This is a genomic window from Bacillus sp. ISL-78, assembly GCF_018613455.1.
GTDB classification, from domain to species: Bacteria; Bacillota; Bacilli; order Bacillales; family DSM-1321; genus Peribacillus; species Peribacillus frigoritolerans.
In genome coordinates this window covers 282,453-294,974 of sequence record NZ_JAGGQC010000003.1, presented here as the reverse complement: position 1 = coordinate 294,974, position 12,522 = coordinate 282,453, and the positions used below count along the sequence as shown (strand labels likewise).

10 protein-coding genes are annotated in these 12,522 nt (G+C 43.3%); 5 read left to right on the top strand and 5 right to left on the bottom strand.

Going from position 1 to position 12,522, the window contains the following annotated elements; all coding sequences use genetic code 11:
* Positions 1-495: 495 nt before the first annotated feature.
* The gene (locus J7I96_RS03885) at positions 496-864 is read right to left on the bottom strand and encodes a YhjD family protein (RefSeq protein WP_214769344.1); all 369 of its coding nucleotides are present in this window, start codon (positions 862-864) and stop codon (positions 496-498) included.
* Positions 865-1,152: 288 nt separating this feature from the next.
* Between J7I96_RS03885 and J7I96_RS03880 the strand changes: the two genes are divergently transcribed.
* The 5 genes from J7I96_RS03880 to trpB all read left to right on the top strand — a co-directional run bounded on the left by J7I96_RS03880 (position 1,153) and on the right by trpB (position 11,069).
* Positions 1,153-1,767, top strand: a complete 615-nt coding sequence (locus tag J7I96_RS03880) for a TVP38/TMEM64 family protein (protein WP_214769342.1) — start codon at positions 1,153-1,155, stop codon at positions 1,765-1,767.
* 33 nt (positions 1,768-1,800) lie between these two features.
* Complete coding sequence (lepB, locus tag J7I96_RS03875; protein WP_214769339.1) at positions 1,801-2,364, top strand: signal peptidase I; 564 nt, start codon at positions 1,801-1,803, stop codon at positions 2,362-2,364.
* Between the two features lie 188 nt (positions 2,365-2,552).
* Complete coding sequence (addB, locus tag J7I96_RS03870; protein ID WP_214769336.1) at positions 2,553-6,050, top strand: helicase-exonuclease AddAB subunit AddB; 3,498 nt, start codon at positions 2,553-2,555, stop codon at positions 6,048-6,050.
* A complete protein-coding gene (gene addA, locus J7I96_RS03865; protein WP_214925531.1) occupies positions 6,043-9,777 on the top strand; it encodes a helicase-exonuclease AddAB subunit AddA in 3,735 nt (1,244 codons plus the stop codon). Before addB ends, addA begins: the two co-directional genes overlap by 8 nt.
* 128 nt (positions 9,778-9,905) lie before the next feature.
* Complete coding sequence (gene trpB / locus J7I96_RS03860) at positions 9,906-11,069, top strand: tryptophan synthase subunit beta (RefSeq protein WP_096339842.1); 1,164 nt, start codon at positions 9,906-9,908, stop codon at positions 11,067-11,069.
* Between the two features lie 45 nt (positions 11,070-11,114).
* Here trpB and J7I96_RS03855 read toward each other — a convergent pair whose 3' ends face one another.
* From J7I96_RS03855 to gerPC, 4 genes are read right to left on the bottom strand one after another with little or no spacing between them, the layout of a single operon-like run.
* Positions 11,115-11,333, bottom strand: a complete 219-nt coding sequence (locus J7I96_RS03855) for a spore germination protein (RefSeq protein ID WP_053534103.1) — start codon at positions 11,331-11,333, stop codon at positions 11,115-11,117.
* A gap of 21 nt (positions 11,334-11,354) precedes the next feature.
* A complete protein-coding gene (locus J7I96_RS03850) occupies positions 11,355-11,762 on the bottom strand; it encodes a spore germination protein GerPE (protein WP_098864171.1) in 408 nt (135 codons plus the stop codon).
* A gap of 5 nt (positions 11,763-11,767) precedes the next feature.
* Entirely contained in the window at positions 11,768-11,947 is a 180-nt protein-coding gene (locus tag J7I96_RS03845) for a spore gernimation protein GerPD (protein ID WP_098864170.1), read from the bottom strand.
* Positions 11,937-12,479, bottom strand: coding sequence for a spore germination protein GerPC (gene gerPC / locus J7I96_RS03840; protein ID WP_251025158.1), 543 nt, complete (start codon positions 12,477-12,479; stop codon positions 11,937-11,939). Before gerPC ends, J7I96_RS03845 begins: the two co-directional genes overlap by 11 nt.
* Positions 12,480-12,522 lie beyond the last annotated feature (43 nt).

Sequence of the window (12,522 nt, the reverse complement as noted above, 5' to 3'; positions counted from 1 at the left end):
GCCCATCGTCCTAAAGGAATTTCCATTCTTTCGATGCAGGGAATGGTTGACGGCAATCGATCAGGGAAAATCATGGGATACGTGTTACATTCTGCGGCGGATCATGATATTGGTTACTTTTACATCGATTTGTCGAAGCTGGCTGTTTTCCTATCCTTCTCTCCAATAAGATGAGTCGATCATAACGGGTGCCACTCCAACCTTTGTCATGGAGCATGTAATTAACTTTCATTTAAGAGACTTAAAACTTAAATGTTAAAAGGATATTCAGTATGCACTGAATTACATAGGTTATGCCTTGGTTTGAACTAGCCAATTAAATTATGATGTTATGGAATACTCAAACAGGGGGAATGGAGGTAAGCGAGTCTAATCGATCTTGATCATGAAAGACTCCCTTACCTTTATGTCAGGAAAGATGCGATGCTTTTTTATGGTCAACCTTTTTACATCCAAGGGAATTTGTATCCTTCCGGAAGGCTCCCTTTTAACCCGTTAATCCCTTGAGGTTTTTTTTTCTAAAAAGTAATGACATAACAAGTCTTCGGTTTTGTTGCGAAGGCGGGGATTGAAATAATTATGATGTTCCTCGTATCCTTTATATAAAAAACAATACATCGTGAAGGATTCATCGCGTTTGATTTCACTAACTTTAATATTCTCTTTGCGCAAATAGCGCCGTACCTCGGCAAGTTCGTCTTGAACCACTTTTAAAGTATGTTCGACCAGCTCCGAATAGGGCCTTTTTAATTTAAACGGACTAATTTCGATGACCTTGAGATCCCGGTTTAAGATTGTAATAACCATAGGGAGGTAGATGGCTTTTTCAATCATATTGCGGTCACCTTCTGGAATGCGGGTCATCATGACCGCCCCTTTCTAAATAGCGCGTTTTTAATACTAATATGTATATCCTGCAAAAATAAGAACGTTTGTTCCGTTTTTATCCTAATGTATTTTCAGTGGTTATGCAAGCAGTTTTGATAAATCTAGAAATATTCGTTAACAAGATTATGTTTTCCGGAGATAGGGAAAGTATGAAGATATATGGATAATAATTCTTGCAATTTCGGGGGAAAGTGATATATCTAAAATAAACGGTTTATAATAAGTTTATGCTGCTTTGATGGCAGCATGTCGAGGGAGATAATTATGGATTTGGATACTATACGTGAGTGGTTTACACTTGATCATATATCGGCACTTATTCAGCAATATCGCTCATTCGGTCCAATTCCCGGGATCTTACTGCCGATGCTGGAAGCTTTTTTGCCTTTTTTGCCCTTAGTGGTGTTCGTGCTTGCCAATGCAACGGCATTTGGTCTCTGGTGGGGGTTTTTATTTTCTTGGATTGGTGCGGTAGCGGGTTCTTTTTTGATCTTTTGGATTATTAGAAGATATGGTCAAATGAGGTTTTTCCGATTTTTGCAAAGGCATAAACAGGTGCAGAGGTTGATGGTTTGGGTTGAGAGCCATGGATTCGGTCCTTTGTTCATATTGCTCTGCTTCCCTTTTACACCTTCGGCTGTCGTTAATATCGTGGCAGGACTATCGAAAGTCAGTACCCTGCAATATGGACTTGCGGTAGTTGGAGGGAAGGCGGTGATGATTTTTACGATCAGTTTCGTAGGTTACGATTTAGTATCATTGATTCATAAACCTGTGCGAACGATCATTATCGGAATCGTCATCTTTATCCTATGGTATGTGGGGAAAAGACTGGAAGTCCGGTTAAATAAAAGCATGAAGAGAGAAGAAGGGCAATAAATTAATATATAAATGCAGTAGGGGTTGAACTAGATGGAAAAAACAAACAAGAATTCTTTATCCGATTGGATAAAACCAGCGATGATAGCTTTTGTTATTTACATCTTAATCCGTACATTTCTCTTTTCAAGCTATGATGTTGAAGGAAAGTCGATGCAGCCGACCCTTGAAGATGGGAATAAACTTGTCGTGAATAAAATCAATTACCAGATTCATGATATCAACCGTTTTGACATTATTGTTTTTCATGCGAATTCACAAGAAGATTATGTTAAGCGGGTTATAGGGGTTGCAGGTGACCGTATTCGTTATAAAGATGATTGGCTTTACGTAAATGGTGAGAAAGTGGATGAGCCTTATCTTGAGAAATTCAAGGAAGGTTTCCCAGGACAGGATTTTACAGGTGATTTTACATTAAAAGAATTGACGGATATGACCAAAGTTCCGGAGGGCAAGCTTTTTGTCATGGGTGATAATCGTCTTGAAAGTGCTGACAGCCGTCACTTTGGTTATATACCGGTAGAAAATGTTGTCGGTAAAGTGGATGTTCGATATTGGCCGGTCAATGAGTTCAATTTTAAGTTTACAGGTGAGTGATCGTGGAAGCCCGGTATGATGCGGGCTTTTTCTTTTGGGGAAAACGCGAACGTACGATTGGTGTTTTTTTTAGGGAAACGGTAAAATAATAGAAAGTAAATCTAATTGGAAACAGAAACCTAGTCATAAAGACGAAAGTATTTCTGGTATGATGGGTCTAGATATTATGTTGTAAGGGGGAAAAAGAGATGTCACTCCGTTTTTTACTGGGAAGATCGGGTACAGGGAAAACTTCGAATATATTGGACGAAATCCGCTCTAAATTGGCAGAAGATCCCGAAGGAAATCCAATTATCTACCTCGTTCCTGATCAGATGACGTTTCTATCTGAATATAAATTAATTAAAACACCAGGCCTTGCCGGAATGATCCGGACACAGGTTTTCAGTTTTAGCAGGCTTGCTTGGCGCGTTCTTCAGGAAACCGGAGGGATGAGCCGGCTGCATCTGGATAGTGTTGGCGTTAATATGCTGATACGGAAGATCATGGATGATAAAAAGGAAGAGTTAAAGATGTTCAGTCGATCTGCTGATAAGCAGGGGTTCATTGCACAAATGGAGCTGATGCTGGCTGAGTTCAAGCAGTATTGCATCCAACCTGATGACATTCAAAACTATTTGGCTGAAACCTCACAGGCCGGCAGCGGCATTCAGGATAAACTGCATGATCTTGAATTGGTCTATCAGGCTTTTGAGGATGAAATGGTCAATAAATATTTAGACTCCGAAGATTATTTCACTTTGCTGATCGAAAAAATGTCAGGGTCTTCATATATAAGGAATGCGGATATATATATCGATGGTTTTTATAGTTTGACTCCACAGGAATTATTGATTGTTGAAGAAATGATGAAGCTGTGCAGGAGTGTAACGATCTCGCTGACTTTAGATCAGCCCTACAGGAAATATGCTCCGGATGATTTGCAATTGTTCAGGCAAACGGGAAACCTTTATCATCACCTATATCAGGCTGGATTGAGGAATGGCATACCGATTTCAGAAGATCGAATCTTAAAAAGATCGGAAAGGTTTCGAAAGAGTCCGGGGCTGAATCATCTGGAAACTTATTTTTCCATTCGTCCTGCACGAACGTTAGAGCAGTCACCTGATGTAACGATCGCCCAGGCAGTTAACCGCAGAGCTGAGATTGAAGGAGTTGCCCGGGATATCTTGTCGCTGGTCAGACAGAAACAGCACCGTTTCCGTGATATTGCGATTTTAGTCCGTAACGGGGAAGCATACGCAGATATTTTACAAACCGTTTTTCGGGATTATCAAATTCCCTTGTTCGTCGATTCCAAGCGGACGATGCTGAATCATCCTCTGATTGAACTGATTCGTTCGACTTTGGAGATCATAAATGGCTATTGGCGTTATGAACCGGTATTTCGTGCAATCAAGACGGAGCTTCTATTTCCGCTGCAAAAAAACCACGACCGGATGCGTGAACAGGTAGATAAGCTGGAAAACTATGTGCTGGCCCGCGGCATTAAAGGAAGCGGGTGGACGTCCAAAGATCGTTGGACCTACCGGCGCTTCCGCGGTCTGGAACTCGAGGACCGGAACCAAACGGATAAGGAAATGATGCTTGAGCAAGAGTTGAATGAAATGAAGCAATTATTTACCGAGCCCATCTTGAGGCTCTCAAAACGGGCTAAAAAGGCTGCTAATGGCAGGGAATTGTGTGAAGCCCTTTATCTATATCTTGAAGAATTGCATATACCGGAAAAATTGGAAAAGCTGAAACTGGAGGCAGAAGAAGCAGGTGATTTGGTATCGGCAAGAGAGCATGAGCAAACATGGAATGCGGTTGTCGACCTATTGGACCAATTCGTTGAACTGCTGAGCGGGGAAGAGCTTTCCATGAAACAGTTTGCGGTAATCATTGAAGCTGGTCTGGAGTCTCTTGAATATTCTCTGGTACCGCCGGCAATTGACCAAGTATTAGTCGCTAATCTAGATTTATCCCGCCTGGATGATGTGAAGACAGCTTTTGTTATCGGATTGAACGAAGGGGTTCTGCCGGGAAAAGCAGTATCTGACGGGATATTTTCAGATAGTGATCGTGATGTGCTGCTGGCTGGTGGACTTGATGTTGCCCCAAGTTCGAAAGTGCGCCTGCTGGATGAGGAGTTCACAGCATACAAAGCATTCACTACGCCTGCCGAGACCCTTTATTTATCATATCCGCTTGCCGATGAGGAAGGGAAGGCGCTTTTACCTTCATCCTATTTGAAACGGGTAAGGGACGTATTGCCTAACGTTTCCGATGTGTATTATATGAACGATCCGTCCGATCTGTCTGCGGAGGAACAGGTGAAATATGCAGCGAATCATGATGTGGCCCTTTCGTACCTGGCTGCCCAATTGCAGCTGAAGAAAAGGAACTATCCAATCCATTCACTATGGTGGGATGTATATAATGCCATTATTGATGATGAAATGGCCGGTCCTTCAGCAACTAAGGTTTTATCGAGCCTTTTTTATCAAAATAGGACTAAGAAATTAACTGAGGAAACAAGTAAGCAATTATACGGTGAGAGCATTCTTACGAGTGTATCCAGGATGGAAATGTTCAATAGCTGCCCGTTTTCCCATTATGCGGCTCATGGCTTGAAGTTGAGGGAACGGCAGATTTTCCGTTTGGATGCTCCGGATATAGGCGAGATGTTCCATGGAGCGTTGAAAATGATTTCCGATTACTTGAAGGAACATGATATTCCTTGGTCTACATTGACCCCGGAACAATGCTTGGAGCTGGCCAGAATTGCTGTGGAGAGACTTGCTCCTAAACTCCAAAATCAGATTTTGTTAAGTACGAACCGCCATCACTATTTACGCAGGAAACTCGAACACGTGATCGGACGTGCCTCGATCGTATTAAGTGCACATGCAAAGGCGAGCGGTTTTGCTCCGATCGGATTAGAACTTGGATTTGGAAAAAATGGCGAGCTGCCGCCACTTTCTTTCACATTGAAAAACGGTACGAAGATGGAATTGATCGGGCGGATCGACCGCGTGGATAAAGCGGAAGAAGATGAGGGTGTCTATTTGCGTGTGCTCGATTATAAGTCGAGTGAAAAGGAACTGAACATGAGTGAAGTATATTATGGACTAGCGCTGCAAATGTTGACATACCTTGATATCGTCGTCACCCATTCCAAGTCGCTGATTGGAAAAGAAGCGATTCCAGCCGGAGTTTTGTATTTTCATGTGCATAATCCCGTTGTCAAATCAAAGGGAATGCTCAGTTTGGATAAAATTGAAGAAGAAATTTATAAAAGCTTTAAAATGAATGGACTTGTACTGGACCATTCAAATGTCATTCAATTGATGGATACATCGCTTGATATTGAAAATTCGGGTAAATCGGATATCATTCCAGCTGGATTTAAAAAGGACGGATCGCTCCTGGCGGCTTCCAAAGTTGCCAGCAGGGAAGAGTTTTCGCTTCTGAATCATCATGTGCGCCGTATTTATCAGGAGGCTGGTGATCGAATGGTCGATGGTGATGTGGATATTACTCCATACAAATTAAAGGAAAAAACGCCGTGTACCTTCTGTTCCTTTAAATCTGTATGCCAATTCGACCAGTCACTGGAGGAGAACCAATTCAGGAATTTGGCACAGAAGAAACAAAATGACGTTCTTGAGCTATTAAGGGGAGAGGGGGAGAGCGATGAGTAAAACGAAAATTCCTGCTCTGCCAGGAGACGTGACTTGGACGGAAGATCAATGGAAGGCAATCTGGGCTAAAGATCAGGACATCCTGGTTGCAGCCGCTGCGGGTTCAGGGAAAACAGCGGTACTGGTCAATCGGATCATTCAAAAAGTCATTTCAGAAGAAGATCCAATCGATGTTGATGAACTGCTCGTGGTTACATTCACCAATGCCTCGGCTGCCGAGATGCGCCATCGGGTAAGTGAGGCATTAGAAAAAGCGATCGATGATAATCCGCATTCACAGCATTTACGTAAGCAGTTGAGCTTGATTAATCGTGCTTCGATTTCCACACTCCATTCCTTTTGTCTAGAGGTGATCAGGAAGTATTATTATCTTACGGATATCGACCCGGGCTTCCGAATTGCAGATTCAACGGAAATCCAGCTGCTCCGTGATGAAGTGATGGAAGAGCTTTTCGAGGAGCAGTATGGCCAAAGTGATAACGATGAGTTCTTTAATTTGGTCGATGCTTTCACAAGCGATCGAAATGATGATGCACTTCAGAATATCGTTCGGTCGCTGCATGATTTTTCGCAATCGAATCCAAACCCGGACCGATGGCTTGATGGTGCAGCCAGCATGTATGAGCTGGCAGATGATGATGGGATTGATGATCTTTCGTTTATCGATTCACTGAAGTTCGATATTGGTTTACAATTGGACACGGCCAGGGATTTATTGGAGCGCTCGCTCGCGTTGACTAAAATCCCTGGGGGGCCGGCTCCAAGGGCTGAGAACTATCTAGCCGATCTTGCACTGGTTGCTAAACTTTCGGAAGTGAAGGATCAATCCTGGAATGCACTTTATGAGGAAATCCAAAACGTGAAATTCGGGACGGCAAAACGTCTTACCGGTGCAGATTTTATCAAGGAAGTGGCTGATGAGGCTACCAAGTACCGGGATAAGGCCAAGAAGATCATCAAGTCGTTACAGGAAGAGTTATTTTCCCGGAAACCGGAAAGCTACCTGCGGGATATAAGGGAGCTTAAGGGTTATGTCGATACACTTGTAATGCTTGTTAAACGGTTTGACGAAAGATTCTTTGCTGCAAAAGCAGAAAAGAACTTGGTGGATTTCGCCGATTTGGAACATTATTGTCTTCAAATTTTGACAGGGGAAACCGTGGATGGTGAACGAAAACCTTCAGCGGCAGCCATCGAATACAGGAACCAGTTCAAAGAGGTACTAGTGGATGAATACCAGGACACGAACCTGGTTCAGGAATCGATCTTAAAATTGGTGACGGCTGATGGAGAATATGATGGGAATCTTTTCATGGTAGGCGATGTCAAGCAGTCCATTTACCGGTTCAGGCTTGCAGAACCGAATCTTTTCCTTGGAAAATACACACGATTTACCCATGACGGTGTTGATTCCGGACTGAAAATTGATTTAAACCGCAATTTCCGGAGCCGAAAGGAAGTTCTTGATGGGACCAATTTCTTGTTTCAACAGTTGATGGGCATTACAGTCGGTGAGATTGATTATGATGAAGATGCCCAATTGAAAAAAGGTGCCCCATATCCCGAAGACGATCCAAACCCGATCGAACTCCATTTAATTGATGGAGCAGTCGATCCTGAAGCTCATTTGGAAATGGAAGGATATGATGGCGGATTTGAGGCCGAGGAGCTTGAAAAAGCGCAGCTCGAAGCAAGGCAGATGGCCAAGCTCATTAAAAAGGCTATAAGCGAAAAGCATCGGATATATGATACGAAAACCAAAAGGTACCGATCTGCTACTTATCGGGACATGGTCATTCTTCTTCGTTCGATGCCATGGGCACCGCAAATCATGGAGGAATTTAAAAAGCAGGGAATTCCAGTATATGCTAATTTATCCACGGGATATTTTGAAGCGACCGAAGTGGCCATCATGATTTCCTTATTGAAGGTGATTGATAATCCGCAACAGGATATCCCATTGGCTTCCGTTCTCCGTTCACCTATCGTCGGGTTGGATGAAGAAGAGATGTCAAAGGTGCGTTTATTCCATACAGGAAGCTATTACGAAGCACTAGCTGATTTTTACAGAAAGAGTGACCCTGAAGAACATCCGGGGCTTTATGAAAAAGCCTCTTCATTTTATAAAAAACTAGTGAAGTGGCGGAAGCTTGCCAGGCAGGAGGCATTATCAGATCTGATCTGGCTCCTATACCGCGAAACGCAGTTTTATGATTTTGCAGGTGGGATGCCGGGCGGCAAACAGCGTCAGGCCAATTTACGAGCGCTATATGACAGGGCAAGGCAATATGAAGCAAGTTCTTTCCGCGGTCTGTTCCGTTTCTTGCGGTTCATAGAAAGGATGCAAGAACGTGGAGATGATTTAGGGGCAGCTCGGGCTTTAGGGGAACAGGAAGATGTAGTCCGGCTGATGACAATTCACTCGTCAAAGGGGCTTGAGTTCCCGATCGTGTTCATTGCCGGTCTTTCCAAGCAATTCAATATGATGGATTTACGAAAGTCCTATTTACTGGATAAAGATTATGGCTTTGCGGCAAAGTATGTGAATTCCGAATTACGGATAACTTATCCATCCCTCCCTCAATTGGCTTTTAAGAAAAAAAAGCAGCTTGAATTAATTGCCGAGGAGATGCGTGTCCTCTACGTGGCGCTAACAAGGGCTAAGGAAAAGCTTTATTTGATTGCCAGTATCAATGATGCAGAAAAAACGCAGCAGAACTGGGAAAGTAATGCGGCACATGGAGATTGGCTATTGAAGGACTATGTACGGGCAGGTGCAAAAAGTTATCTTGATTGGATTGGTCCATCCCTTGTCCGACATCGGGATTCTCTTGGTGCTGCAGGTCTTGGCCTGGAAATGGAGTCGCATCCATCGAATTGGTCCATTTCCGTCATTCCAAGTGAAGAGCTTGCTGTTCTGGATGAGGAAGAGGCACTGGTTCAAGAGCAAATGCTTGAACATGTCCAGAAATCGGAGAAGGTCGGCATCGTTTCCGAGTTTTATGATGATATCAAGGAACAGCTGGAATGGGAGTACCCCGAGCATGAGGCGACGGTGTATCGTTCCAAGCAATCCGTTTCTGAATTAAAACGTCAATATGAACTCAAGGACGAGCAAAGCTCCACAGAGCTGTTGCGTAAATTTAAGCGGCCTATCACGAAGCGGCCGACTTTCATGCAAGAAAAGTCACTGACTCCTGCTGAAAGGGGTACGATTACACATTTAGTCATGCAGCATATTGATCTATCTAAAGAGATTACCATTCAATCGATTCAGCAACTGATCATTGATCTGATTCAACGTGAGCTATTGACGGAGGAACAGAAAGAAGCTGTGGATCCGGAGACGATCGTCGATTTCTTCGATAGTGAAATCGGCCAAAGAATGCAGAGGGCCGAAAGCATTCGCCGTGAAGTGCCATTTACGATGTCGCTGCCTGCAAAGGAAGCTTACAGCGATTGGACAGCTGGAGATGAAGAAGTCCTTATACAAGGGGTGATTGATTGTATCTTTGAGGATGAACAAGGTCTTGTGCTTCTCGACTATAAAACGGATACGATCACCGGCCGTTTTGCAAGCGGATACGAAGGGGCTAAAGGGATTCTTGCCGATCGATACCAGATGCAGCTTCAGCTTTATACGAGGGCTGTTGAAGGAATAATGAATAAGAAGGTAACCGGCCGTTACTTGTTTTTCTTTGACGGCTCGCATTTATTGGAAGTATAAGAGAGAAGAGTGTCCCATTGATGTGGGACGCTTCTTTTCGGTTAAATAAACAGAATAGTTTGAAAAAGTATAAATGCCTACTATATACTAGTGGAGAAAAATACCTTTTTAAAGGAGTAGAGAAGAGTATGACGAGTGAGATCAAGAGCAAGGGATACTTTGGTGAGTTCGGTGGAAGCTTCATACCGGGTGAACTTCAGGAAGTTATGGATATTTTAGAAACGGAATTCCTGAAATATAAGGATGACCCTGAATTCATTGAGGAGTTCCGATATTATCTGAAAGAATATGTCGGACGCGAAAACCCGTTAACACTTGCAAAGAATTTAACGGAAAAGGTTGGCGGGGCAAAAATATACTTGAAGCGTGAAGATCTGAATCATACAGGTGCTCATAAAATTAATAATGCGATCGGACAAATCCTGCTCGCTAAACGAAGGGGTGCTAAACGCATCATCGCAGAAACAGGAGCAGGACAGCATGGTGTGGCCACTGCGACAGCATGTGCGATGTTTGGCATGGAGTGTGTGATCTATATGGGTAAGCTGGATACGGAGAGGCAGGCATTGAATGTCTTTCGGATGGAATTGCTGGGGGCAAAAGTCGTAGCTGTCGAAAAGGGACAGGGTCGATTGAAGGATGCTGTTGATGAGGCATTGAATGACTTGGTGCAAAACTATGAAAATACTTTTTACTTGCTTGGTTCAGCAGTGGGGCCACACCCATATCCAACGATCGTTAAGCATTTCCAATCAATCATAAGTGAAGAATCGAAGCGCCAGATCCTTGAAAAGGAAGGGAAACTGCCCACAGCCATCATTGCTTGTGCAGGAGGGGGAAGTAATGCAATCGGTGCTTTTGCTCATTATCTCGATGAAGAAAATGTCCGTTTAATTGGTGTAGAGCCAATTGAAGCCCCAAGTGTTTCGCAAGGTGTCCCGGCAGTATTGCACGGATTCAAAAGTTTGACGTTAGTGGATGAGCAAGGGGAACCAAGACCGACATTTTCCATAGCCGCCGGTTTGGATTATCCGAGCGTGGGACCCGAGCATAGTTTTTTGAAAGATAGCGGACGAGCGGAGTATGTTACGGTAAAAGGGGAAGAAGCTCTGGAGGCTTTTCAGGTATTATCCAAAACAGAGGGAATCATTCCAGCTCTCGAAAGCTCACATGCCCTAGCTCACGCCATGAAGCTCGCTAAAGAGTTAACAAGGGATGATATACTTATCGTCAATTTATCAGGCAGGGGAGACAAAGATGTAGAGCAAGTATTTAACATGTTAAAAAAATAGTCCGAAATTAAAAGCCTCCCTGGAAATGGGAGGCTTTTTCTTTGACTAATTATTCCCTGTAATGGGCTGGTCGACCCCATTGACATCAAGGACATTGCTTCCATTCAGGCCATTGGCCGTGAAGGTGATTGCAGCTGTGTTCCCTGAACCAGATCCGAAAACGGATTTGGAGGAAGACTTAGGGGAAATGACGGCGCAATCACCGAATAGCAGGTTTCCTTGCGCGACATTAAATACTTGAACCGGGCCGATAATGGCAGGCATATGAACCCCTCCTTTAATAGTTTAAGTGTTGTTGGTCGAATCCTCGATTGGCGTCTCTTCGTTTTCTTTAGGCACCACCCGAATATGCTTCACTCTTGATTCCATACGTGCATGGCCTACGTTCCCCACACCAACCACAGATGAGGCTGATACCCCGATTATATTGATATTGCCGACCCGTATGAAGGGATTCGGATTTGAAAAACTTGATATGACTGGTTCATTCAATCTTGGGATATAAAATGGTTTCTTAAAAATGTCATAGTCTTCGAAATGAATATCGACTGAGTCGAAAGTTTCACTTTTCTTTTGAACGGCTAAAGCCAGGGAATTCCCGTCAATATATGAGGTGTCCCCAATTTGCATGGAGGAGCTGAATGATACCGTGTCGGAAAATATAGATTTTACTTTTGATATTCTTGAAAACATGTTTTTTACCCTTCTGGAGTAATCGGTACGAATGGCCCGATGATCAGAGATTCCGGTGGGGTATCGAATGCTGAGGATAGTTGGACCGTTTGTACATCCCCAATGAGAAATAAAGCAGAGCTTGCTACACCGGTAATTTTGATATCTCCTACACATAGCTGATGATTGGTTACATTAAACTCCATTTGAATTTCCTCCTGTCTCGGCTTGTGAATGTGTAATGAATTGTAATAATGCAGTTTGAATATCGGATTTCACCTTTTCCCTGATCTTTTCCTTGATATTCTCCCTTTGTTGCGGAGCGCGTTCCGCGTAAGAAAGGTTATCGAAATACATATTGATGCGTTGATGAAGCTGGCGTTCGACATCTTGCTTAATGAAGTCATGATATGAGGGTTCCAATGATGTTTTCAGTTGGTTTTCAGCATCGGTGATCATATTTTCCAAGTCTGAAAGGATTTCGTTGTGAATTTCCTGGACGACGATTTCCCTGCCTGGAAATAGGTTAGGGGCAGGCTGAACAGGTTGGTTGTTGACGGCAAATTCATCTATGTTGTTAAGGTCAGTTGGATTTAAACCGATATTCAATGTTCCATCCAAAGATTCGACTTTTAACTGATCGAATTTATATTCAATTTTATCAACATGGATTGGCGGTTTATTTTTCAGCTCGGCAAGTTCATCTGTCAGGCGTTTGATTTCGTGTTCAAGTTTCATGATTCGTTTATCCTGGGCTTCAAGAAAACGCTGCATTTGTATG